Origin of the sequence: Streptococcus sanguinis (assembly GCF_019928825.1) — a bacterium.
Taxonomy (GTDB): domain Bacteria; phylum Bacillota; class Bacilli; order Lactobacillales; family Streptococcaceae; genus Streptococcus; species Streptococcus sanguinis_L.
Map to the genome: position 1 here is coordinate 170,683 of NZ_JAHZOP010000002.1, position 24,734 is coordinate 195,416.

The 24,734-nt window shown below is 45.0% G+C and carries 21 protein-coding genes; 10 read left to right on the plus strand and 11 right to left on the minus strand.

Annotated elements, in window-relative coordinates:
• Positions 1 to 104: 104 nt before the first annotated feature.
• Genes K1J09_RS04410 through K1J09_RS04420 form a run of 3 tightly spaced genes read right to left on the minus strand, consistent with a single transcriptional unit; the run spans position 105 to position 4,367 of the window.
• The gene (locus K1J09_RS04410) at positions 105 to 770 is read right to left on the minus strand and encodes an HXXEE domain-containing protein (protein ID WP_223323047.1); all 666 of its coding nucleotides are present in this window, start codon (positions 768 to 770) and stop codon (positions 105 to 107) included.
• Between the two features lie 16 nt (positions 771 to 786).
• Positions 787 to 2,568 (minus strand): serine hydrolase domain-containing protein, encoded by a 1,782-nt coding sequence (locus K1J09_RS04415; protein WP_223323049.1) that lies wholly within the window; start codon positions 2,566 to 2,568, stop codon positions 787 to 789.
• Between the two features lie 17 nt (positions 2,569 to 2,585).
• A complete protein-coding gene (locus K1J09_RS04420; protein WP_223323050.1) occupies positions 2,586 to 4,367 on the minus strand; it encodes a serine hydrolase domain-containing protein in 1,782 nt (593 codons plus the stop codon).
• A gap of 260 nt (positions 4,368 to 4,627) precedes the next feature.
• Here K1J09_RS04420 and K1J09_RS04425 point away from each other — a divergent pair, with 260 nt between their 5' ends.
• The 4 genes from K1J09_RS04425 to K1J09_RS04440 all read left to right on the plus strand — a co-directional run bounded on the left by K1J09_RS04425 (position 4,628) and on the right by K1J09_RS04440 (position 8,199).
• Entirely contained in the window at positions 4,628 to 5,308 is a 681-nt protein-coding gene (locus K1J09_RS04425; RefSeq protein ID WP_223323052.1) for a response regulator transcription factor, read from the plus strand.
• A 1-nt stretch (position 5,309) separates the two neighbouring features.
• Positions 5,310 to 6,185: a sensor histidine kinase gene (locus tag K1J09_RS04430; protein ID WP_009659587.1), complete on the plus strand. Its 876-nt coding sequence runs from the start codon at positions 5,310 to 5,312 to the stop codon at positions 6,183 to 6,185.
• 453 nt (positions 6,186 to 6,638) lie between these two features.
• Complete coding sequence (locus K1J09_RS04435; RefSeq protein WP_009659737.1) at positions 6,639 to 7,472, plus strand: CPBP family intramembrane glutamic endopeptidase; 834 nt, start codon at positions 6,639 to 6,641, stop codon at positions 7,470 to 7,472.
• Between the two features lie 109 nt (positions 7,473 to 7,581).
• Positions 7,582 to 8,199 carry a helix-turn-helix domain-containing protein gene (locus K1J09_RS04440; protein WP_009659809.1) on the plus strand — a complete coding sequence of 206 codons (618 nt, stop codon included), beginning with the start codon at positions 7,582 to 7,584 and terminating at the stop codon, positions 8,197 to 8,199.
• Positions 8,200 to 8,287: 88 nt separating this feature from the next.
• Here K1J09_RS04440 and K1J09_RS04445 read toward each other — a convergent pair whose 3' ends face one another.
• From K1J09_RS04445 to pabB, 8 genes are all read right to left on the minus strand, one after another.
• The gene (locus tag K1J09_RS04445; RefSeq protein WP_223323055.1) at positions 8,288 to 9,010 is read right to left on the minus strand and encodes a lantibiotic ABC transporter permease; all 723 of its coding nucleotides are present in this window, start codon (positions 9,008 to 9,010) and stop codon (positions 8,288 to 8,290) included.
• Positions 9,003 to 9,935 carry an ABC transporter ATP-binding protein gene (locus K1J09_RS04450; protein WP_223323056.1) on the minus strand — a complete coding sequence of 311 codons (933 nt, stop codon included), beginning with the start codon at positions 9,933 to 9,935 and terminating at the stop codon, positions 9,003 to 9,005. Before K1J09_RS04450 ends, K1J09_RS04445 begins: the two co-directional genes overlap by 8 nt.
• Before the next feature lie 145 nt (positions 9,936 to 10,080).
• Positions 10,081 to 10,776, minus strand: a complete 696-nt coding sequence (locus K1J09_RS04455) for an ABC transporter permease (protein WP_223323058.1) — start codon at positions 10,774 to 10,776, stop codon at positions 10,081 to 10,083.
• A 12-nt stretch (positions 10,777 to 10,788) separates the two neighbouring features.
• A complete protein-coding gene (locus K1J09_RS04460; RefSeq protein WP_223323060.1) occupies positions 10,789 to 11,697 on the minus strand; it encodes an ABC transporter ATP-binding protein in 909 nt (302 codons plus the stop codon).
• A 144-nt stretch (positions 11,698 to 11,841) separates the two neighbouring features.
• Positions 11,842 to 12,534, minus strand: a complete 693-nt coding sequence (locus K1J09_RS04465; protein ID WP_223323062.1) for an ABC transporter permease — start codon at positions 12,532 to 12,534, stop codon at positions 11,842 to 11,844.
• A 37-nt stretch (positions 12,535 to 12,571) separates the two neighbouring features.
• Positions 12,572 to 13,330 carry a lantibiotic ABC transporter permease gene (locus K1J09_RS04470; RefSeq protein ID WP_223323063.1) on the minus strand — a complete coding sequence of 253 codons (759 nt, stop codon included), beginning with the start codon at positions 13,328 to 13,330 and terminating at the stop codon, positions 12,572 to 12,574.
• Between the two features lie 16 nt (positions 13,331 to 13,346).
• Entirely contained in the window at positions 13,347 to 14,255 is a 909-nt protein-coding gene (locus K1J09_RS04475; RefSeq protein ID WP_223323065.1) for an ATP-binding cassette domain-containing protein, read from the minus strand.
• A gap of 103 nt (positions 14,256 to 14,358) precedes the next feature.
• Entirely contained in the window at positions 14,359 to 16,128 is a 1,770-nt protein-coding gene (pabB, locus tag K1J09_RS04480; RefSeq protein ID WP_223323067.1) for an aminodeoxychorismate synthase component I, read from the minus strand.
• 132 nt (positions 16,129 to 16,260) lie between these two features.
• Here pabB and K1J09_RS04485 point away from each other — a divergent pair, with 132 nt between their 5' ends.
• The 6 genes from K1J09_RS04485 to K1J09_RS04510 all read left to right on the plus strand — a co-directional run bounded on the left by K1J09_RS04485 (position 16,261) and on the right by K1J09_RS04510 (position 24,606).
• On the plus strand, positions 16,261 to 16,632 hold the full coding sequence (locus K1J09_RS04485; protein ID WP_061597186.1) for a hypothetical protein: 372 nt from the start codon (positions 16,261 to 16,263) through the stop codon (positions 16,630 to 16,632).
• Positions 16,633 to 16,720: 88 nt separating this feature from the next.
• The gene (locus K1J09_RS04490; protein WP_223323069.1) at positions 16,721 to 17,815 is read left to right on the plus strand and encodes an AI-2E family transporter; all 1,095 of its coding nucleotides are present in this window, start codon (positions 16,721 to 16,723) and stop codon (positions 17,813 to 17,815) included.
• A 229-nt stretch (positions 17,816 to 18,044) separates the two neighbouring features.
• Positions 18,045 to 20,297, plus strand: a complete 2,253-nt coding sequence (gene metE / locus K1J09_RS04495; RefSeq protein ID WP_223323070.1) for a 5-methyltetrahydropteroyltriglutamate--homocysteine S-methyltransferase — start codon at positions 18,045 to 18,047, stop codon at positions 20,295 to 20,297.
• A gap of 138 nt (positions 20,298 to 20,435) precedes the next feature.
• Positions 20,436 to 21,314 (plus strand): methylenetetrahydrofolate reductase [NAD(P)H], encoded by an 879-nt coding sequence (metF, locus tag K1J09_RS04500; RefSeq protein ID WP_002896521.1) that lies wholly within the window; start codon positions 20,436 to 20,438, stop codon positions 21,312 to 21,314.
• Position 21,315: 1 nt separating this feature from the next.
• The gene (locus K1J09_RS04505) at positions 21,316 to 22,260 is read left to right on the plus strand and encodes an AraC family transcriptional regulator (RefSeq protein WP_223323479.1); all 945 of its coding nucleotides are present in this window, start codon (positions 21,316 to 21,318) and stop codon (positions 22,258 to 22,260) included.
• A gap of 108 nt (positions 22,261 to 22,368) precedes the next feature.
• On the plus strand, positions 22,369 to 24,606 hold the full coding sequence (locus K1J09_RS04510; protein ID WP_223323072.1) for an alpha-galactosidase: 2,238 nt from the start codon (positions 22,369 to 22,371) through the stop codon (positions 24,604 to 24,606).
• Positions 24,607 to 24,734 lie beyond the last annotated feature (128 nt).

The following is a 24,734-nucleotide window of genomic DNA, read 5'->3' on the forward strand; positions in this document are numbered from 1 at the left end:
ATAAAACTAGGCCACTTTTCGATTTTAGTGAATATTAGTCACTCAGTTATGCCTTCGACTTCTCATAGAATTTTTGAAGAAGATTATGAAATAGGGAAGGGAACTCAGTTTTTTTCTCTTGCAATATATTTTTCATAATAGCGGTTGCTATCAAAAGGATAAGGAGTCTCTTTTGATTTGAACAGTTGCTCAGGGATAAGAATGACACTGCTTACAAGAACTGTTCCACTGATAATGGCTAAAATGATTATTGGCAAACTGGGGAGATTTGTAGGATACTGGCTCAGAACATAGTAGAGAGCATGAAGCGTAAAGACAACCGCTGTCGTAAAACCTGGGTTGTAAATGGTTCTTTTTCCCACTGTACGAAAACGTCGGTACATACTGAACCCAAAAATCAGGTGGCCAATCATTTCAAAAAAGCAAAAGATAAGATTCCAGATAACAATGATCTGATTGACACCGTAGAAAAGACAGACAATACCAATTAATTCAGCTAACATAATAGTCAGCATATCAGAAAATTGATTCATAGGATAGCGATCGGGCTGTTGAGAGCGCCGAAGCATGTTGTAGTTATAATGAAAACCGCCAGGAAATCTCCATTCCTCTAGACAGTGCAAAGGGAGCATGACATAGATTATAGCGACAAATCTGCTTCCAGCATCTAGTGTAGTCCAATGTGTGATAAGATATAAGAGAATACCGATTCCCATAGCAAAGAGAATGGGAATCCAGATTTTTAACCAAACAGAAATCAGTTTGAACATAATAACACCTCATTTATCAAAGTACCCACCACTGGTAGAGGGACCAGTAAAGGATATTAGCGACCACTGCCAAAGCAGATAGACTGGTCATGGCCGTCAGGAAGAGGCGTCCCTTGCTGATCTTTTCTCTGGATTTTCTGAAGAGCGGCAGCAGAGCCGCAGCGGTTAGTAGGAGTCCCAAGGCAGCAAAGAGCATGTAGCGCCAAGGAGCTAGAGAATCAAGGTCATCAGCCATCAAAGGTATCATAATCATTAGTAGGTTTAGGGGAACAGCCAGAATACCAAGAGAAGTCAGTAGATTCCAGACCTTCCAAGTGCGGTCTGTGCGCTCAACCGTTTTTCGGGAAATCAAGCGATAAGCTCCTAATAAAAGGCTGATGATGAGCGTTCCAAAACTATAGACAATTCCAAGAATGCCTAAACCTACGATGATATAGTCCTTATAGTAGTCGAAAGCAGAGATTTTTTCATAGTCTACCACAGCGACGGGAATTGTAATCTTTCCCTTGCTCTCATAGATGGTCCAAAAATTGGTACTCAAGATTCGGTTCTGAGCAGGATTGTCAATCTTCTCTATTGAGGGCATCATGAGTCTTAGAAAGGATAAGGGGCCATGGAGAAAGGTACGTGGAGAACGGTAGTAGCCTGGTGTAAACTGCTTTTGGGTATCTTCGTCAGCTGTTTTACGTCTTCCGAAAACCAGTTCAGGCATTTGGTAGTTGTAATTCTCTTCCATGCTTTGATTGGTCATGACTATGTAGCCGATGCCACTTTCCAAGTCTAGCATGAGACGAGAGCTGAAACCATCAGTATTGCCACCGTGGCCAATGATGCTGACTCCGTATTCGTTGATCCAGAAACCGTGGGCATTGCGGGCAATGTCTGTACCTGGATAGGTCGAAGTGGGATTGTAGAGAGTATTCCAAGTTTCTGGACGTTCAAAGAGAACCTTGCGCCCCAGCAGAGCCTGAGCAAATTTCTGTAAATCCTCCAAGGTACCGGCTGCTTGGCCAATTGAGTAGAGACCATATTCATAAAAAGCTGTCCCTAGTGAATTTCCCTTTGTATCATAGGCCTTAGACTCTTGGCGTTTTTTCTGGACATAGGGATTATCAGATAAGTTCGGTAGGAGAGCTGTCTTGTCCATGCCAAGCGGCTGGAAGATATGCTCGTGGGTATAGTCAGCAAAGGTCTGGCCGGAAATCCGCTCGACAATCAGAGAAGCTAGCCCAGCACCATAGTTGGAATAAGAGGTTACTGTTCCAGGTTCAAAGGACTGGACAGGCTGGAGCATGCGTAGATTTTCCTCTATATTTTTATCACCTTTTGTGTAAGACAGAGATTCATCAAATCCCGTCTGATGATTCATGAGATCCAGCATCGTGATAGCTTTGTCGAAGTGCAGATTTTTAAGAAAATTCTCTGGCAGATAGGTCTTGATATCTTCCTCTAGGTCAATCTTTCCTTGTTCCCAGAGTTGCATGACAGCTATCCAGACGGTCAGCTTGGTCACAGAGCCCCAATCAAAGACGCTACTGTTGTCAGCTTTGATGCCTTTTTCTTTATCCATATAACCGAAGTTTCCTTGGTAAATGGTGCTATCCTTGTCAAATACTGCCGTTTCCATAGCGGCAGTCGTCTTTTCATGCTCCTTGACATAGTCTTGGATTTTCTGGCCGATCTGGTCACGTTCGATACCAGATGGGAGCTTTTGAGCCTCCTCAGCTAGCGCCGTAGCTGGCTGGAAGAGTCCTAGAGTCAAAAGAGTTAAAAGGATTAGGGAAAATGTTTTTTTCATAGCTGGCTCCTTTCATATTAGAATACCCACCACTGATAGAGGGACCAATAGAGGATATTAGTGGCCACTGCTAAGGCAGATAGGCTGGTCATGGCTGTTAGGAAGAGGCGGACTTTGCTGAGCTTTTCTCTGAACTTTCTGAAGAGCGGTAACAGAGCGGCTGCGGTTAGCAGGAGTCCCAAAGCTGCAAAGAGCATGTAGCGCCACTGAGCGATCTCGCCGAAATTTCCTGGAATTGCTGACATGAATAGCAGAAAGAGATTGACGGGAACAGCCAAAATACCAACAGCTGTTAGGAGGTTCCAGACCTTCCAAGTGCGGTCTGGCTGGTCTTGTTTCTTGCGAAAGATAAGCCGATAGACTCCTAGAAGCGGGCTGATGATGAGCAGGCCGAGGGCGTAGATGATACCAAGTCCGGCAAAACCTAGAACAACATAGTCTTTAAAGAAATCAAAGTCAGAGACTTTCTCATAGTCTGCGACAGCCACTGCGATACGGGTCTTGCCTTGGCTCTGATAAATGGTCCAGAAGTTGTTTGGCAATCGCTGATCGTCAGATGGTTCCTGCAAGTAGTCTGCGGAGGCTGGAATCATTTTAAAGATAGCCAGAGGCCCTTGATTAAAGTTACGCAGAGTTCGATAATAGCCTGGACTGAACTGCTCTTTGGTTTCCTTACTGGCTGTTTTGCGCGGTCCAAAGACGAGCTCTGGCATTTGGAAATTATAATTTTGCTCTGTACCTTGATTGGTCATGACGACATAGCCGATACCGTGCTCCAAGTCCAACATTATCCGTGAAGTAGCGCCAGCTGTATTTCCGCCGTGGCCCAACACAGTAGTACCGTATTCGTTGGCCCAAAAGCCATGAGCATTGCGGATGATATCCGTGTCAGGGTAGGTGGAACTGGCAGTATAGAAGGTGTTCCAGGTCTCTGGGCGCTCAAAGAGCGTCTTGCGAGCCAGCAGGGCTTGGGCGAACTTCTCCAAGTCTTTCAAGGTGCCAGTAGCCGCTCCGATAGGATAGATGCTAGTGATGAAATGGTCCTTGCTCAGTAAGTTTCCTTTAGTGTCGTATCCTTTGGTTTCTTGACGCTTTTTCTGAACGTAGGAATTGTCTGATAGATCTGGCAAAATAGCCGTTTTATCCATGCCCAGTGGTTGGAAAATATGCTCATGGGCATAGTCGGCAAAAGTCTGACCAGAGATCCGCTCGACAATCAGAGCAGCCAAGCCAGCACCGTAATTTGAATAAGCTGTGACTGTACCAGGTTCAAAAGACTGAATAGGTTGTTGTTCTTTAAGGATTTCTTCGATACTTTTATCGTCTTGTAAGTACATGGTTACCTCATCGAATCCTGCCTGATGGCTCATCAGATCCAGCATGGTGATAGGCTTATCATAGCGGAGATTCTTAAGAAAGCCCTCTGGCAGATAGGTGCGGATGTCTTCTTCTAAGTTAATCTTACCTTGCTCCCAGAGCTGCATGACAGAGACCCAGATGGTTAATTTGGTTACGGAGCCCCATTCAAAAACGCTATCATCATCGGCCTTGATGCCTTTTTCCTTGTTCATATAGCCAAAGTTGCCTTGATAAATGGTACCATTCTTGTCAAAGATAGCAGTTTCCATGCCGGCTGTTGTCTTTTCATGTTCCTTGACATAGTCTTGGATTTTCTGGCCAATCTGATCCCGTTCGATACCAGATGGTAGCTTTTGAGGCTCCTCAGCCGATGCAGTAATTGGCCAGAAGAGTCCTAGAGTTATAATCGTTAGAAGCGTTAGAATAAATGATTTTTTCATGCGATTCTCCTTTTTTCCTTAGCCCTCAAGGGCGAAAGTAATACTTCTAAAAACGATTTTGCAAAAAATTTTAAACATTCTGAGCCTCCTTTTTATAGCACATACATTTCTTATTTCTTTCTATTTTAAAGTCCGATTCTCAAATATCCTTCAAGTAATTCTAAAATATTTCTAAAGTTTTTCGAATAGTCCATCTTTTATTGACTTAGCTTCTTATCCTTGCTACACTAGTGATAGGAAATTTCTGGAGGCGAGTGTTTATGGCTCATATTTTACTCATCGAAGACAATAGTGATATTCATGAAATTCTAAAAGAACTTTTTCAGAAGGAACACACGGTTTATTCTGCCTATTCGGGGACGGAGGGCATTTCGCTGTTTGAGCGGGAGGAGATTGATTTGGTTCTTCTGGACATCATGCTGCCGGGGAAGAACGGTGATGAAGTGTTGAAGGAAATTCGCAGCAGCAATGCTACGGTGCCAGTGGTTATGCTGACAGCTCTTGGTGAGAAAGCGCTGGTTAGCCAGTACCTGCTGAATGGTGCTAATGATTATATTGTCAAACCCTTCAATCTGGATGAGGTTTTTGCCCGTATCACCGTACAGCTGCGCAGCCAGCAGGCTTTGACTGGCGAGGAAGAAGGCCAGTCCTTTAAAAATATCCGTCTGCTCAAGGCTACCTTTGAAGCGGTCTGTGGTGAGAGAAGCGTCCGTCTGAGCAAGAAAGAATATCATATCCTCCAGCTCTTGCTCCGTCATCCCAAGAAGATCTACACCAAGGAAGAGCTCTTTGAGCAGGTCTGGGAAGAGAGTTATCTGCCTGGGGATAATACCCTGAATACCCACCTCAGCAACCTACGTAAGAAACTGGCTCAGTTGGACCCGACAGAAGAATACATAGAGACTGTTTGGGGTCTGGGTGTCCGTCTCAAGGAGGACTGATATGTTGGTGTTAGTCATTTTATTTGCCCTTATCAGTCTGTTTCTGGCTATTGGTTTCATACGCTATCATCTGGCGGTCAAGGATGTGGCACAGCAGATTCGTCGGAAGCGGCAGACAGGGAGCCAGAATCGTCTGACTCCTGCTGCTCATGCACCTAGTATTTTGGAGCTGACAGAGGAAGCAGAACTGCTCTTTGGGGAGCTAGATAAGACGACCTTTGTCGTCCAGCAGGAAAAGAAGACGCTGGATATGGCTATCAGTAATATCGCCCATGATATCCGCACTCCTCTGACCATTGCCAGTGGCTACACCCAGCAGCTCTTGAAGGATGATAGTCAGGAAAGTCAGCAGCTAATCAAAATTGCAGATAGTCTGGGAATGGTATCCAAACGGCTGGAAGCCTTGATGGAGTATCGCCGGCTGATGGAGGGTGCCATTCGAGCCAATGTCCAGCCGACAGATATATCCCAGCTGGTAACCCAGCAGCTTTTTACTTATTATGACGCCTTTCAGAAAGCCCAGATTGACCTGCAGGTAGAGTTAGCTGAAGGTCTAGAGCTAGAGACAGACCCAGAAATTCTTGAGCGCATTGTTCAAAATATGATAAGCAATGTCCTCAAGCACGGCCGTAAGACCGCCAGCATTTCTCTGAAAAAAGAGGGCGAGCATTGTATCTTTACCGTCAAAAATATCGTCCAGCAGCCTATCCAATATCTGGATAAGCTGACCAATCGCTTTTACTCAGAAAACCTATCCAGCAGCGAGGAGTCTTCAGGGTTGGGGCTCTACATCACCCAGCAGTTAGTCGAAATCCTAGGCGGGGACTTGACAATGAAAGCCGAGGACGACTGGTTTGAACTGGTTGTGACTTTGTAAAAAAGACTTGAAAAAGCAAAAAAGAAAGGCTAAGCTCTATTAGCTAGCCTCAAAATCCGCTCATAAACCTCAGCTAATTTTCGAATTGGCTGAGGTTTATTTTTAGATTAAATCAAAGAAATGCATGATAAAAATGTCTTTTTGTTTTGTGATTTGAAAAGCAAGTCATATCAGCGAGGTCATTTTAACAGTCAAAGTGAAAAATCAGCCAACTGCTCTAAACCCTTGATATAACTGACTTGCAACTGACAGTTGACAATGATTCCAAGTTCAATCACTCAAAAAGCAACTAGATTTTTTCTTTATTCCAAGTCCAGTCGCTAGAAAGGCAACTGGCTTTTTTGTTAATCTGAAAGCAGAAGCCGAGTTTTTGATTTCGGAATGAACGAGTTGCTGTCTTTGAAGATTTGGATCAAAAACTTGAGTTTAATTATATTATAAGGAGGTATTCTCATGAATACAGAAACAACTATCAAACCACAACCAAAACTAATTTTGCCGTTCCTAGCTTGGAACTTCGGCTGGACATGGGGATTCTGGCTGCTGGACATTATCCTCAAAAACCTTTGGCCAGACAGCCCACCTACAGCCTATCTTGCTCTTGAAGCTATTCTAAATGGTATTGCTATGTTTGGGCCTATGCTGGCCAGCCTGATCGTACTGAAAAAGAAAGGCTTCAAGGCCATTTGCTCCTATCTCTTTTCAGGCAAGAAAGAGACCTGGCTCTACTTGCTAATCTATGGTGGCGGTCTGACTGCCTTCTATGCCCTAGCTTCTGGTGGCAAGCTGGTAGACGGCGCTTTAGTAAGCTTTCCTTGGTTTTTTATCTATTGTATTGTCCTATCGGGCGGGATTGAAGAATTTGGCTGGCGCGGCTTCCTACAGCCGGCCTTAGAGAAAAAGTTTTCTTTCTTTGTCTCTACCTTGATGACCGGTGTTATTTGGGCCATCTGGCATATTCCTCTCTGGTTTTACGATCGCTTTTATGATAGAAGCCAGGATCTTTTCTCAGTTTATATCATTTTCTGTATCCTTCTATCTTTTTGGCTTGCAGCTCTGTATAAGAAGACCCAGTCTGGCCTTGCTTGTAACATCTTTCATGCGCTCTCCAACACCCTCATCCCGACTTTTGTTGGAATAGCTCAAGCTAACAATCAATTGGATTTCTCTCAAGTCAATCCCTTCCTTTACTTTGGCGGTGTGATTCTCCTGACACTTTATAGTATCTATCTCTGGTATCGGACGGATAGGGAGGAAAAAGCACTTCCGTCTAAAGAAGAAATCTAGCATTGTATGAAGAGGTGACAGGCAGACTTTGCAGTCTCTCCGCCTTGTGCTATAATAAGTTTCAATGAAAGAAAGTATAAAAAATAAGAAAGAATAGGTAAAATAATCCATGAATCTATCAGACAGAATCCAGTACCTGCGGAAAGCGCGGGGCATTTCGCAGGAGGGGCTAGCCGACCAACTCGGTGTGTCCAGACAGGCTGTTTCCAAGTGGGAGAGTGAGCAGAGTATGCCTGATTTGGATAAGATCATTTCCATGAGTGACTATTTTGAGGTGACCACAGACTATCTGCTCAAGGGAATTGAGCCTGTAGTCCAGAAAGAGGAAGAGCAGTCAATCGAGCACAGGAGAATAGCCAGCAATATTTGCTATCAACTTTCTCTTGGCTTGGTCGGTCTGGGTATCATCCTCTCCATTATCCTAGCTGATTTTCTCAAAATTAGTGTCTTGCTAACGCCGGTGCTGATCGTCCAGGGAGTAGGGCTGCTGGTGTGGGGAACAGGCCGCAATCTATCCGAGGTAAGACCTTCTTTTCAGGTTAAGCTAGCCTTGATTTTATTCCTGCTTTTTGTTCCCCTTGGATTTCTATCTAATGTTCTTTTTCCTATGGGCAAGATCTTTCCATATCCGACCAGTCTGGCAGCTAGTCTTGCTTTTGTCACTTTCTACCTTATCCTAGGAGTCTGCATCAGTCTGTTCTTGAAAAAGCAAGATTGGAAGCAGTGAAAGAAAGCCGATAAAGCCGGCTAGACCAGAAAGGGTGAAATCCGCTCAAAAAAACTCAGCTAATTTAGTGATTAGCTGAGTTTTTATTTTACAAATCTCTCTTCTTCAGTGTAGCCAGTCCTGCTAAGCTAAAGACCGTGATCAGACTGAGAGCAAAGATAGCTGTTTTGGTGATGACACCTGGTATTGAAGCGTCTCCGTAGACGAACTCCATCTTGATAGCCTTGAACCATTCATTATTGGCATCAACCATTTGACTAGGGAGGCCGAGTAAGATGTAGGTCATGATATAGGTGATAAAGACGACACTATAGTTTCGAGTCAAGTAGAGGACAAAGCTGGTAATGCAGTACCAAGCATAGGTACAGATGACCTGCATGACAAAGAGTATTGCGAATTGTCCCCAGAAATTATCTGGCAGGGTTCCCATATTACCACCGGTTCGGACAAATTCGATGACAATACCAAAAATGTAGAGTAGTATGAACTGCATAGGAAGTAAGCTACCGATAGTCAGTGATTTAGAGAAGTAATACTGGGTCCGAGTCTTGCCTGTAGTCAGGTTATTGTGATAAAGTTTGTCATTGAGATCAACACCGAGAAGCAAGCTAGTCATGACATTGCAGGCAATAAAGAGCATGCCGCTGTTGTAGGAGACGACATCTATGGCAAAAAAGATACCGTTGTCGGAACTGACAACTTTGGAAGTGAAAATGCCGAGGAGAATTCCAAAGATGCAGAAAGCCTGCACTCCCCAGAATCCTACGGAGCGGAAGAGACGGTAGTAATCCGCCTTGATACTATTAAACATGAGTGTTTCCTCCTTGTTGGTTGATTAAGTCTGTAAAGTATTTTTCTAAGTCTTTGTGGGCGTAGTAGATTTCCCCGATTGGGATGTCGGCTAGGACTAGTTCCTTGGCAATCTTGCGAATTTCTTGTACCTTACCGGAAATATGCAGCTCATCTTCCTTGTTGGTCGGTCTGAGCTGGTAGCCTAGCTTGTCTTGCACTAAATGAGCAGCTTGCTTGATATTATCCGTTTTGAGGATGATATAGTCGCCGCTTTCTCGGTCAAATTCTTCCTTAGACAGCTCCTTGATGAAACGCCCTTGATTGATAAAGCCAAAGCGAGTTGCTACTAGATAAAGCTCGGACAGGATATGGCTGGAAATGATGATAGTGATGCCTAATTCTTGATTGAGGCGCTTGACCATTTCTCTAAATTCCTGAATCCCAACTGGATCTAAACCATTGATGGGCTCGTCCAGAATGAGCAAGTCGGGACGCCCCAAAATGGCAATGGCAATGCCCAACCGCTGTTTCATCCCTAGAGAGAAATTGCGGAATTTTTTCTTTCCAGTATCGGTCAGGCCGACATATTGCAGGGTTTCTTTGATGACTTTGTCAGCATTTGGAATGCCCCGGTCGGTACAGTAGTAGCGTAGATTTTCATAGGCCGACATGTGGGCATGAGCTACAGGGGTCTCGATAACAGATCCAGTATGGCTGAGAGCCTTGGTCCATTCTTGTTGGTTCTGAGAGCCCAGAACAGACACGGACCCTCCGCTAGGATAGATGACTTGCGTGATGATTTTGATCAGTGTGGTCTTACCAGCACCGTTTTTTCCGATGAGACCGTAGATCTCTCCTTTCTTGATGGAAAGACTGACATCTTTCAGAGCATATTGATCACCGTATTTTTTAGTGAGTCCTTTCACTTCTAAAACATTTTGCATGATGTTTCTCCTTTAATTACTTTGTTTATACTTTTATTATACAAACTAATTATCAAATATTTCTCAAGAAATTCTAAAATATTTCTAAAGAAATTTAAAATTGGAAAGATTAAAATGAGCCAGTCGAGAGCCAGCTCATTGTTTACTATAAATCCTTTTTGTGGAAAGTATAGAGACTTGCTGCGGTGAAGACTGTTCCTAAAAACAAGGCGATTAGAACAATTCTTAAGGTTACACCGTTGCTTTGAAGCGTCTCAAAATCAAAGCTCATGGTGAAATGCTGCAGCCATAAAGATTTGGGATAAAATTGAGCAAGAGCTCCGGTTAAGGATGCGCAGAAAAGGTAACCTCCCAAAGCAGCAATCATAGATTTACTCAGATAAAGAATAAAGGAGATAATAGCTATCCAAGCAATGACAGTCAGGCACTGCACAAAGAATAGAAGAATAAACTGAAGCAGGAAGGTGGCGGATAAATCACCAATACCGTTTAGAATGGCCGCTAGGATAAAGTTGATGCTATAAAAGAGAGCCAACTGCAGGAACGTTACGCAGACCATGACTAGGGCTTTAGAGACGAAGAAACTAGTACGGGAAACGCCGCTGGTTAATGTATTCTTGTAAAGCTTCTTGTTCAGATCTGTCCCGATGACGACCATAGAGAGGATAATGATGATAAAAGTATTATTACCGATAGCGTTGGACACCGCTTGTATAAGCTGGACGGCATTTAATTTGCCAAAGACTGCGCTCAAGGTCGTCAGTAGAAAAATGAATTCGGTAATCCAAACAGCCTTGGAACGAAAGAAACGGTAAAAATCTGCTTGAAAAGTATGTAACATGGTTTTGTCTCCTTACTGGACTAAATCTGTAAAGTATTTTTCTAAATCTTTGTGAGCTGCATAGATACCATTGACATGAATGTTGGATAGGACCAACTCCCTGTTGATGTCATTTAGTTCCTGCTCTTGGGCGACAATGTGCAGTTCGTCAGATTTATCAGCGTCCTTGAGCTGATAGTGGAGCTTGCCTTGGATGAGATTGGCAGCCTGTTCTTTATCGCTAGTCTTGAGGACGATATAATCTTCGCTGGCTCGGTCAAAGTCATCCTTGGTGAATTCTGCGACAAGCCGTCCTTGGTCAATCACTCCAAACTTGGTGGCTACCAGATAAAGCTCGGACAAGATGTGGCTGGAAATGATAAAAGTGATCCCCAATTCTTGGTTGAGCCGCTGGATCATCAGTCGAAATTCCTTGATGCCAAGCGGATCTAGGCCATTTATGGGCTCGTCCAGAATCATGAGTTCAGGCTTGTTTATAAGGGCAATAGCGATCCCCAGACGCTGCTTCATTCCTAGCGAAAAGTTGCGGAATTTCTTTTTTCCTGTATTGCTCAATCCGACATAGTCCAGGGTTTCATTGATGAGGTGGTCGGGCTGGGCAATCTGGTGGACCTTGCAGTAGTAGTTGAGATTTTGATAAGCAGTCATCTGATTGTAAGCGACCGGTGTTTCGATGACGGTTCCTATCTTACGCAGGGCTTCATTCCATTCCTTGGAGTTCTGCGAACCAAAGACAGATACGGTTCCGCTGTTGGCATGGATGAGCCGGCTAATGGTCTTGAGAAGAGTGGTTTTGCCAGCTCCGTTCTTGCCAATCAGTCCATAAATATCGCCTTTCTGAATCGAAAGGCTCACATGATCAAGGGCATATTGCTGGCCATATTGTTTGGTAACTTGCTTTACTTCTAAAACAGTTTGCATGGTATATTCTCGCTTTCTTAGGTTTGATTTTAGTATACAAGCTAGACTTCAAATATTTCTCAAGAAATTCTAAAATATTTCTAAAGAAATGCAGAACCAATCCAAAAGCAATAAAAAAGCAGCCAAAGGGCTGACTGCTTAGATTTATAAGTCTCTGTGCTGAAAGGCTTGGTAACCACCTAAGAGAGAACCAGCTAGGATAAGGAATAAGAATAGTTCAGAATTTATCTGGGGGAAAACGATAACGAGGCTAGACTGAAGCATAATCAGGGCGAAAAAGACCAGATAACTAGCTAGGGTGGAGCGGGTCAGGTAGAGAAGACAGGTAACTACGGAACTGCAGGTCATAATAAAGAAAAAGGAGCGAAAGAAAGACAAGGAAAAGCTCCAGAAAAAGTTCTTTGGCATAGTCCCAAGTCCGTGGAAGAGGCTCCCAAAGATAAAGGCTACAGCAAAGGCTGCCACTAGTTGAAAGATGATAATTATGACAAGAACAGCTATTTTGGATAAGTAAAATTCTTTCCGAGAGACCCCGCTGGCTAATATATTTTTGTATAGTTTTCTAGTCAGGTCACGACCTAACAGAAAGATAATGAGCACAAGGACAGTAATCATGACAAAGGGCAGGAAATCTTTAGCAAGCTGCCCGAGGGCTTCAAATCCTGTCCAACCTTGGATGGCTATTTCTTCTGGATCAGAAGATGTAGAGATATAAAAATTAAAGTTTCGTTCACCAAGAGAGCTGATGAAAATGAGAAAAAAGAGCAGCCCTTCTATTAGCCAAAAAAGCTTGGAGCGGACAAGCTGGTAGAGTTCCGCCTGAATAGTATGTAACATGAAATCTCCTATGAATGATTAAGATTGTTCCTGCTTTTTATAAATCTTTCTTTTTGAAAACCATCAGCCCGCCACCTAGAAAGAGCAGGGTGACCGTTACCACTGTCAGGATAGCCTTGATAACAGCTCCGCTATCTGCTGCCATATCTGTGTTAAATCGCAGAGTCAGATAGATCAGCCATTCATTGTCAGGGTAAAAGATGAGGGGAATAGTCAGTAAGGTACCGCCAAGGAAATAGGTTAGAAAGCTAGATACAATTGAGTGGCTGGCATAGAGTACAAAAGAAATGATGGCAATCCATGCAATCGTGCCGAGAAATTGAACGAAGAAAGCAGCTACCAGCTGAGGCAAAAAAGAGCTGGGGGCACTACCAATTCCGTTGGACAGACTAGCGGTCACAAAGGAGATAGATAAAATCATCAGGAAGTGAAAGGCTGCGATGCTAACGCAGACAAAGAATTTAGAAAAATAATAGCTGAGCTTAGAGATGCCGTAGCTCAGACAGTTTTTATAAAGTTTCCGAGACAGGTCCACTCCAAGGACTATACTGATACCAATGATGGTGAAAAATAGCAGACTGTCTGTATTGCCTGCAAAATAGTCCAGAGCTTGAAGGCCGGTTAGTTTTCCTAGAGATTGACTAGCAGACGCATTACTTGAGATATTTGCTCCAAAATGAATATTTGCATGGAAGAAGGTTGTTGAGATAATCGCACAGAATAATAAAAACTCAGTAATCCAAAAGCCTTTTGAGCGCATGAGCCGGTATAAATCGGCTCTAATGAAATCCATCATGATAAGCCTCCCTTTTTCATTTGACCAAGTCTGTAAAGAAGTTTTCTAGGTTTTGTCGTGCATAGTAAATCTCCTGCACCGGTATATCTGCAGCTGCAAGTTCCTTGACAATATTGCTAATCTCATGCGAATGGGTGAAGATATGAATCTCGTCAGAAGCATTGACCACCTTGATGCGATGCATGAGCTGGTCGTGAATCAGCCGGCTGGCTTCATCTAACTGTGACGTTTTAAGCACGATATAGTCTTCGCTCTGTTCTTCAAACTCCGCCTTGGAAATCTCGCGGATCAGTCGTCCTTCCTCGATAATGCCGAATTGGGTACCAACCAAGTAGAGTTCAGACAGGATATGGCTGGAGATGATAAAGGTCATGCCCAACTCCTCGTTGAGCCGCTGAACCAGCTGGCGGAATTCCTTGATGCCGAACGGATCCAGGCCATTGATAGGCTCGTCCAGTATCATCAGGTCAGGTCTAGTAAGAAGCGCAATAGCCAGACCCAGCCGCTGTTTCATCCCGAGAGAGAAGTCACGAAATTTCTTCTTGCCGGTATCCGTCAAGTCCACGTATTCCAAGGTTTCATGGATGACCTTATCCGCATGGGGAATATGGCGGAGCTTGCAGTAGTAGCTGAGATTTTCATAGGCTGTCAGGTGGTTGTGAGCGACCGGTGTTTCGATAACCGATCCGACCCGCTTGAGGCTCTGCGTCCATTCTTGATAGTTCTGAGAGCCAAAAAGGGAGACATTGCCACTACTCGCTTCCAAGAGCTGGGTGATGACCTTGATCAGAGTGGTCTTACCGGCCCCGTTCTTGCCAATTAAACCGTAAATATCTCCTTTTTTTATCGTCAGACTCACATCGGTCAGAGCGTACTGCCGGCCGAATTTTTTGCTAACTTGCTGTAAAACCAAAACATTTTCCATGATCAATTCTCCTTTTCATGATCTTAGGAAAGAAAACTCCTCTTCTTATTAATTAGTATAGCGCCAAACCTTCAAATATTTATAAAGAATTTCTCAAATATTTCTAAAGTTTTTGATGAGGATTAAAAGCAAGTTGCAAATTGTGGAACTCTTCATCCTCAATCTCCAGCTCGTACAGTCCTCTGACTGCATTGCAGGCGTAGATTTTCTCTGCTTGAGCCAGGTCAGCTAGCGTTAAAACTTTCTCAGTAGCCTGACCCTTATCCAGTAGCTGCTGGCGGTAGATACCCTTGAGCAGGCCAAGTTTAGCTGGAGGCGTGTAGAGCCTGCCGTCTAGTTCCAGCAGCAGATTGCCGATAGAGGTTTCCAGCAGCTGGCCTTGAGCATTGTAGTAAATCTGTTCTTGCTGCTCCAAGGTCAGATGTGGCCGATGGCTGGTTTTGAAATAGGTAAAGGGCTGGGCTAGATTGGCTGTCTGCTCGAGCAGTTTTGCCTTTCTGAAAGTCTTTGTCAGCGGTAGTAGAGGAGTCGTTTCTAGTTCAATACTGCCGTCTTTTTTTAGAGCTATACGCAGCCTGTAATCCTGTCCTTTGTCTAGCTGAGCGCTGGTTTCTTCTAACTCTTGCTCTAGTTTGTCTTGGTCGAAAGGATAGGCGAAGTAGCTAGCTGCTTCTGTCAGTCTTTGCAGGTGTTGGTCTTGCAAGGTCAGCTTTCCGTCCGTCACTTTTCCTGTAGAAATCAGGTCGAATCGCGGATTTTTCCGATAGAGGACGGCAGATTTTTGCTGGGTTTCGATGTATTCAGATTTCCAGGTGCTGTCCCAAGTGATGCCGCCACCAACGCCATAGATGGCTTTCTTTCCCTCCAGCTGAATGGTGCGGATGGCGACGTTGAAAATCCGTCTCTGGTCTGGCAGGCAGATGCCGACTGTACCGCAGTAGACCCCGCGGGCGGCTTTTTCTGTTGCCTTGATGATAGCCATGGTCGAAATCTTAGGCGCGCCTGTGATGGATCCGCAAGGAAAGAGCGCCTTGAAAATCTCTGCCAGCCCGACTCTCTCCTGCAGCTGGCTTTTGATGGTAGAGGTCATCTGCCATACTGTAGAGTATTGCTCGACGCTACAGAGATGCTCAACCCGCTCGCTGCCTGTTTGAGAAATACGGTTCATATCATTGCGCAGCAGATCGACAATCATCATATTTTCTGCTCGGTTTTTGGCATCCTGGGCCAGCCATGCAGCCTGCTCTCTATCCTGCTCTAAGGTCAGTCCCCGATTGGTAGTTCCTTTCATAGGACGAGTGGTCAGTTGACCTCGCTGCTCCTCAAAAAAGAGTTCAGGACTGATGGACAAGATGGCGGTCTCATCATGCTCTACATAAGCATTGTAGGCAGCATTTTGCTCGACGACCAGCCTATTGTAAATAGCCAAGCTGTCCTCAGGATTGAGCTCCGCGCACAGCTGTACCGTGTAGTTGACCTGATAAGTATCGCCCTGGCGGATATGATGATGAATGGTCTCAATAGCCTTCTGGTACTCTTGCTCAGAAGTCAGCCCCTGCCAAGCCGCTGGCATTTCCACTTCCTCATAGGTCAAGGGAATGGAAGCCTGCTCGGCCTTATCGTGGATAGTAAAGTAGAGGAGATATTCTTTCTGGAGCGGAGCGGAATGAACTTGGAACTTTTCTTCGAAGGCTGGAGCTGCTTCATAGCTGACATAACCGACAGCATAGTATCCTTTCTCCTGCCAGCCCTCAATCTCTGTCAAAAGTTCTTCCAATTGGTCAAGATGGCGAGTCTTTAGTTCCTTGATGGGATTCGTAAAAATCAGGCGTTGGCCCAACTGCTTAAAATCAATAATCGTTTTCTTGTGCATAAGCTTATTTTATCATAAGATAATATGAATGAAAACGGATTTATCGGATGAAACAGTCATTCTTTTATAAAGGTTGACAGATTAGAAAGTGGCTAGGTATACTATGTTTAAAAAAGAAAGAATGAGATTGCTATGAAGTCAAAGAAATTGTTATTGGTAAATGGAATTACTGGAATTTTAGGAGGCCTCATCATCTTTTACGCTTCTTCTCAGAGATGGCACTGGGAAATAGTTGCTTTAGTTCCCAAAATGGTCGAAAAGTCTGACTGGGGCGGCTTGATAGTATTAATAAGCTTGCTGTTTTTGGGGCTTTCTATTGTCGGAATGGCTCATTATAGTGAAGAGCCAAGAGTCAATAAGATGAGCCATAAGCTTCTCTTTTTCGCCTTTCTTGCAGGAATCATTCCATTTTTGGGGAACTTGGCCGGCGTTCTAGCTATCATATCGGGGATTTTTTATCTTCAAGATGTACCCAAATTCAAGATCGATGACAAAGCGGACTGACCTGTGTGTTGCCATGCTTCCTCCTGCTCGAAAGCCCTCGGAAATTATGATAAAATAAGGAAATGACAAAACCTTAAAAGGAAGCCTTATGAAAAAAATAAATGAATCTTATAAACTAATCGTATTTGCGGCGCTTGCTCTGGCTCTGGTTCTCTATATCGGGAACATCTGGTCTGGCCTGCAGAGTCTGACTTCGGTTTTTTCACCCATTATATTGGGTGGAGTCCTAGCCTTTATCTTTAATGTCCCAATGAAAAAGCTGGAAGACCTCTTGGACAAATGCCGAGTCCCTCAGAAGTTGCAGCGCGGTTTGGCCTTAGTTTTAGAGGTGCTGATTTTAGTTCTCATTATGACAGGGATTGTTTCTATTGTCGTACCGACTTTGACCACAGCTGTCAATCAGCTGAGCGCAACAATCGGCAAAGTAGCACCTCAGGTAGCCAAGTGGCTGCAGCAGTCTGGCTTGCTTTCCTCTAGTCAGCTGAAAGATTTGACCAAGCAGCTGCAAAACAGCGACATTGTCAACCGAGCCATCTCTCTTCTGGGCAGTCTGACAGGCAATATCTCTGCCATCTTTGGCAATTTCTTCTCTGTCATCATGTCAATCTTTCTCATGTTTGCCTTCTTGAGCAGCAAGGAGCATTTGCAGACAATCACTAGCCGTCTCTTGCAAGTCCTGCTTCCTGGGAAGGCTGTGAAACGCCTATCCTATGTCGGTTCTGTCATTGTTGAGACCTATGATAAGTTTCTGATGGGGCAGATGATAGAGGCCGTCATTGTTGGGATTTTAGTCTTTATCGCCTACTCTCTGACAGGCCTGCCTTATGCTGCCTTGACAGGGGTTTTGGCCGGAGTGCTCTCTTTCATTCCCTACATCGGGCCTTTCTCAGCTTGTGCTCTGGGTGCTATCTTTATCTTCACCGACAGCCCTTGGAAAGCTCTTCTTTCAATCGCAGTCTTTCAGGGAGTGCAGCTGATTGAGGGCAATGTCATCTATCCGCGCGTGGTCGGCCAGTCCGTCGGTCTCCCAACTCTCTTTACTCTAGCCGCGGCCCTGATTGGAGGTAATCTCTTTGGCTTGGTCGGCATGATTTTCTTCACGCCCATCTTTGCAGTTATCTACCGCTTGGTTAGAGAGTTTGTTGTGGAGAAGGAGGAGAAAAAAGCGTTAGTAAAAGAATGAAAAGAAACCAGCGAGATTTTATTCTCGCTGGTTTTTCTTTTTCCAAGGTCATAATTTCTACCTATAGCAAACAATAATTTCAGTCAATAGTGCTGTTAAAATAGGGATTTTGAATTGGTTGATGAGGTTGGTTATAGTTTTAGGCTATATCAAACTCTGGGAAATTCCAATTATACAGAGGGGGGATTTTCTGATAAGATAAAATCAAGAAAAATTTTGGAGGACGTTTATGTCAACGACTATCATTGGTTTCCCACGTTTGGGTGAATTCCGCGAATTGAAATTTACAACTGAAAAATACTTTAGACATGAAATCTCAGCAGAAGATCTTCTGGCTGCAGCTAAGGAGCTGCGCGCTAAGCACTGGAATATTGTTAAGGAAAAAGGGATTTCAGAGATTCCGTCAAATGACTTTTCTCATTATGACAATGTTCTGGATGCGGCTTTTCTCTTTAACGTGGTGCCGTCATCTGTGCAAGGCTTGGAGTTGACTGACTTGGAGCGGTATTTTGCCTTGGCTCGTGGCTATCAGGGCGAAAAAGGGGATGTCCGTGCCCTTCCGATGAAGAAATGGTTCAACACCAATTACCACTATATCGTTCCTAAATTTGAAAAAGAAACCCAAGTCAAGCTGGCTGGGCATAAGATTTTTGATGAATTTGCAGAAGCGAAAGAGCTGGGATTGGTAACCCGTCCTGTTGTGGTCGGACCATTCACCCTCCTGCAAGTATCTGATTTTGAAGATGGTGTGGCGCCGGCTGACTTTGTAAATGGTCTAGCTGCAGCTTATCAAGAAGTTTTTGCAAAATTAGCAGAGCTGGGCGCAGAGCGTATCCAGCTGGATGAGCCAAGTCTGGTCAAGGATCTGTCAGCAGAAGAAAAAGCTCTCTTCTTGGATCTTTATAAGAAACTTTTGGCGGACAAGAAAGGCTTGGAAGTCTTGGTCCAAACCTACTTTGGTGATGTTCGTGACATCTATGCAGACCTTGTAGAGTTGCCAGTAGATGCGATTGGTCTGGACTTTGTCGAAGGCAAGAAAACTTTTGACCTTGTTAAAGGTGGTTTCCCAGCTGATAAGACACTCTATGCGGGTATCGTCAACGGTAAAAACATTTGGCGCAACAACTATGAAAAGAGCCTGGCAGTGCTTGAGCAAATCCCAGCTGAAAACATTGTCTTGACTAGCTCATGCTCACTTCTCCATGTGCCATTTACAACGGCTAATGAAGAGTTTGAACCAGCAATCTTGAACCACTTTGCATTTGCGGTAGAAAAATTGGATGAAATCCGTGACTTGGATGCTATCCGCAATGGTAGTGGTGCAGAAGCACTTGCTGCTAACAAAGCTCTCTTTGCAGCAGAGCGTGTTGGGCAAAATGCAGAGCTGGCTGCTCGAATCGCTGGCTTGACAGATGCAGACTACACTCGCCTGCCGGTCTTTGCAGAACGTGAGGAAATCCAGCACAAGACACTCAATCTGCCACCGTTGCCAACTACGACAATTGGTTCCTTCCCTCAAACCAAGGAAGTCCGTGCCAAACGTTTGGCCTTCCGTAAGGGTGAGCTGTCAGCAGAAGACTATGACAAGTTCTTGGCTGAGCAAATCGATGACTGGATCAAGTGGCAGGAAGAAGTTGGATTTGACGTGCTGGTGCACGGTGAGTTCGAGCGTAATGACATGGTTGAGTACTTCGGTCAAAACTTGTCAGGTTACCTCTTCTCTAAGAATGGTTGGGTACAATCATACGGTATGCGTGGGGTTAAACCACCAATCATCTGGGGTGATGTGACTCGTCTCAACCCAATCACTGTCAAATGGTCTAGCTACGCACAAAGCCGTACTGACAAACCTGTCAAAGGTATGTTGACTGGACCTGTTACCATCCTCAACTGGTCATTCCCACGTGAAGACATCTCTATCAAGGATTCTACCCTTCAAATCGCTCTTGCTATCAAGGATGAAGTGCTTGACCTTGAAGCTGCTGGCGTGAAGATTATCCAAATCGATGAGGCTGCTCTTCGTGAGAAATTGCCACTCCGTCGCAGTGACTGGTACGAAGACTACCTTGACTGGGCGATTCCAGCCTTCCGCTTGGTACACTCAACAGTAGCGCCAGATACGCAAATCCACACTCATATGTGTTACTCAGAATTTACAGATATCATCCCAGCTATCGACAACATGGATGCGGACGTGATTTCCTTTGAAGCCAGCCGTTCTAACTTGGAAATCCTGGATGAGCTCAAGGCTAAGAACTTCCAGACAGAAGTGGGGCCTGGAGTTTACGATATCCACTCACCACGCGTGCCAAATGAAGGGGAAATCGACCATACGATTGAGGCTATCTTGGCTAAGGTGCCAAGCGGCAAGGTCTGGATCAACCCTGACTGTGGTCTTAAAACTCGTGGTATCCCAGAAACCAAGGCTAGCTTGGTGCGCTTAGTAGAAGCAGCCAAAGCAGCTAGACAACATTTGAAATAATCCTCCTGGAACCTCAAAAGTTGAACTTGATGGAGGATACCCCCAAAAAATGAAGCAGAGCTGACAATCCTGCAGAAGCTGTTCTTCTAGGATTGTCCTCGGCTATCACTACCATCATTGAAAGGAACTTTTTGTTATATGGTTCGTCGTCACACACCCAGTCTCTCATTTGAAGTATTTCCTCCCAATCCGGCAGTAGGCAATGATAAGATTTTTCAGGCGTTGAGAGAGATGCAAGATCTGGCTCCTCACTTTATCAGTGTGACAGCCAGCAATAATAAGTTTGACATTGAGGAGACGACGGTTCGTTTGACGGAGTTCATCGCCAACGACCTCAAGATTCCGACGATTGCTCACCTACCCGCGGTTTATCTGACCAAGGACATGGTGTCCAATATTTTGCAGTCTCTAGATCGGGTTGGTGTCCATCAGATTTTAGCTTTGCGAGGGGATATTTTTCCAGATGTAGCACCTAAGGATGATTTTACCTATGCGACTGACTTGATCGAATACATCAAGACAGAAGCGCCGCATTTTGACATCATCGGAGCCTGCTATCCAGAGGGCCACCCGGATTCGCCTAATCAGATTTCGGATATTCAAAATCTCAAGAAAAAGGTCGATGCTGGCTGTTCTAGTTTGGTGACCCAGCTTTTCTTTGACAATGAGCGCTTCTATGATTTTCAGGACAAGTGTATTTTAGCCGGTATTGAAGTGCCCATCCATGCTGGGATTATGCCGATTCTCAACCGCAATCAGGCTCTGCGCCTGCTTAAGACATGTGAGAATATCAAGCTGCCAAGAAAATTCCGGGCTATTCTGGATAAGTACGAACATGATCCAGAGTCTCTGAGAGCAGCTGGTCTGGCTTATGCTGTGGATCAAATTGTTGACTTGGTGACTCAGGATGTGGCGGGCATACACCTTTACACTATGAATAATGCTGCAACAGCCTACCATATCTACAAGGCTACCCATGCCCTCTTTAATCATAATCCATCCGTTCAATCTTTCTAAGATGAATGAAGAAACCACTAATCAGATTCAGTTGCTGTTTAGTGGTTTTTGTTTTATAATAAGGATAAAAAACTTATCCAAATCTAAGGAGGAGCTGATGGAGCATTCGCTGACCTTGGTTAAGTCTATGCAGTTTGGCCAAGAAGATTGTTTTTTTGCCTTCTGCGGTTATTCGAAAACGGAAGCCCATCATAGCTTTGGGCCGGCTGTCCGGGATGTTTATGTCATTCATATCGTACTGGAGGGACGGGGGACTTACTCCGTGGGCAATCAGCGCTATGATTTGCAGGAAGGGCAGGGCTTTGTGGTGCCGCCAGGTCAGTCGGTCTTTTATCAGGCTGATGGAGAAGAGCCATGGTCTTATGTCTGGATGGGACTGGGCGGGCGTCTCTTGCCTCCTTATCTGCAGGCTCTGGGCTTACAGTCGAGCCAATGGTCTTTTGAGCTGACTTCTTTGCAGGAATTTAAGGCCTTGGTCTTTGAAAGTCTGGCTTATGAGGGCAGCGGAATAACAGCTGAACTGGCTCTGCAAAGGCAAGTTTATCGCTTCTTAGAGCTCTTGTCCCAGCGTCTTAAGCAGACATCTTTAATCACGGAAAGCCGTCGGGTCAATCCCTATGTCCAGCAGGTCTTGGAACTGCTGAGCAGTCATCTGCCAGAAAGTTTATCTGTGCAGGAGTTGGCGCAGAAATTGGCGCTGCACCCTTCCTACCTATCTCGGCTTTTCAAGGATGAAGTAGGCAAGGGGATCAAGGAGTACAGCAATGATTTGCGACTCAATATGGCAGCTGATTTGCTGACGGGCAGCCAGCTTTCGGTGGAAGAGATTGCCAATAAGACAGGCTTTGCCGGAACACAGAGCTTTTCAAAAGCCTTCAAGAAGGCGCGCGGCCAGTCGCCTTTGAACTTTCGCAAGGCTAGCTCTCATCTGGGGCAGGAGCTGTAAAAAGTCACATTTAGATAAATAATACTAGAAAGAAAGGCTTACCAAAAGGGGTGGCCTTTTTTATAATGAAAGGAGAAGTATGATTGCAGACTGTGAAAGGAGAAGGTCATGAATAAGGCGAGTATTTGGTTTAAGGAAGAATGCAGGCAATTTCATCTGACTAATGGTGAGATTTCTTATATCTTTCGGGTTTCTGAGGATGGTAAACTCTTGCAGCTTTACTACGGAGCGGCGGTACCAGATCGGGATTATTCTTATCTAGTGGAGCTGCAGCATCGGCCCATGACGACCTATCGGAAAGAAGGAGATTTACGCTATTCTTTGGAGCATGTGCGGCAGGAATTTCCAGAATACGGCACGACAGATTTTCGTCATCCCGCTATCTGTTTGCGGCAGGAAAATGGCTCGCGTATTACTGATTTTGTCTATGTCAGTTATCAGATAGCAGATGGTAAGCCAGCTTTAGAGGGGCTGCCCTCTACTTATACAGAGACTCAAACGGAGGCTAAAACTCTTATTCTAACCCTGCGAGATGCGTTGACAGAAGTAGAAGCTCAGCTGTTTTATACGATTTTTGCTGATTGGCCAGTTATCGCTCGCTCCAGCAAAGTGATTAATCAAGGCGGGGAAACTTGCTATTTGGAATCCCTAGCTAGTCTGTCGCTGGATCTGCCAGATGCTGACTATGACTGGCTGCAGCTATCAGGAGCATGGGCTCGGGAACGCTATATCAAGGAGCGCCCGCTTCAGCAGGGGATTCAGTCCATTGAGTCAACTCGTGGTATTTCCAGTCCTCACCACAATCCTTTTGTAGCTCTTAAGCGCTCGAAAACGACTGAGTTTTCAGGTCCAGTGCTAGGAGCGTCCTTGGTGTACTCAGGCAATTTTTTCATTCAGGCTGAAGTGGACACTTATGATGTGACTCGGCTGCAGATAGGCATCAATCCTTTCGGTTTTGAGTGGAAGCTGGCTGCGGGCCAGTCCTTTACCAGTCCAGAAGCTCTGCTGGTTTACTCTGAGCGGGGCCTCAACGGCATGAGTCAAGTTTTTCATCAGCTATTTCGTCGACGTCTAGCAAGGGGATACTGGCGCGAGCGAGCTCGTCCTGTTCTCATCAATAATTGGGAAGCTACCTATTTTGACTTTAGTGAGGATCAGCTGCTGGATCTTGCTGAAAATGCTCAAGAAGTAGGGGTGGAGCTCTTTGTGCTAGATGACGGCTGGTTTGGCCAGCGGACTAATGACCGAGCTGGGCTGGGTGATTGGTTTGTCAATCCAGAAAGGCTGCCGCAGGGGCTGGGCCCGCTAGCAGAGCGAATTCACGTTTTGGGCATGAAGTTCGGTCTTTGGTTTGAGCCGGAAATGGTCAATAAGGACAGCCAACTCTACCGAACTCATCCTGACTGGCTGTTGGCAGTGCCAGATAGACAGCCCCACCATGGTCGGAACCAGTTTGTTTTGGACTATTCTCGGTCGGAAGTAGTGGATGAGATTTTTGAGCGTCTATCGGTGGTTATCAAGGAAGCGCAGCTGGATTATATCAAATGGGATATGAATCGCCCTCTGACGGATGTCTTCTCAGCTGCCTGGCCAGCTGATCAGCAAGGAGAGATTTTTCACCGCTATGTCTTGGGTGTTTATGACTTGTATGAGCGTTTGATTAGTCGCTATCCGAGATTGTTATTTGAGTCCTGCTCTTCGGGTGGAGGCCGCTTTGATCCAGGTATGCTCTACTATGCTCCGCAAGCTTGGACCAGCGATGACTCGGATGCGATTGAGCGCTTGAAAATCCAGTATGGGACCAGTCTTCTCTATCCGCTTTCATCCATGGGAGCCCATGTCTCCATCGTGCCCAATCACCAGACCAATCGTCTGACTCCGTTGAAGACGCGGGGGAATGTCGCCTTTTTCGGTTCCTTTGGCTATGAGCTGGACCTTAATCAGCTAAGTCCAGAAGAATTGGCTGAAGTCAGGGAACAGATAGCTTTTTACAAGCGCCATCGAGAGCTGATTCATAATGGAACTTTTTATAGACTGCAGTCGCCATTTAAGGGAGATGGACAGACAGCTTGGATGCTTGTCAGTCAGGATCAGAACACTGCACTTTTAGGAACTTTCAAGGTCCTCAATCAAGTCAATCGCTCTCATCAGCGTTTGCAACTGAAAGGACTGGCTGCGGATAAGGTCTATCGGCTGGAGGGGCGTACCTATACGGGGGCTGAGCTTATGCGAGTTGGGCTGGTCACAACGGACGCTTCCAGCGGTCAGCTTTTAGAGGATTCTGAGCAAAAGCCGAGCTATGACTTTGATTCCAAACTCTGGCTGTTTGAAGCAGAAGATGAGTAGATAAGCTGGGTAATAAAAAAAGCAGAAGGAACAAGCTGATTAAAAGCTGTCCTTCTTGTTTTTTCTCTGAGAGAAAAGGATAGTACCATTATCTCTGATAATTCTATAAGAAAAGGCTTTCAAAAAGA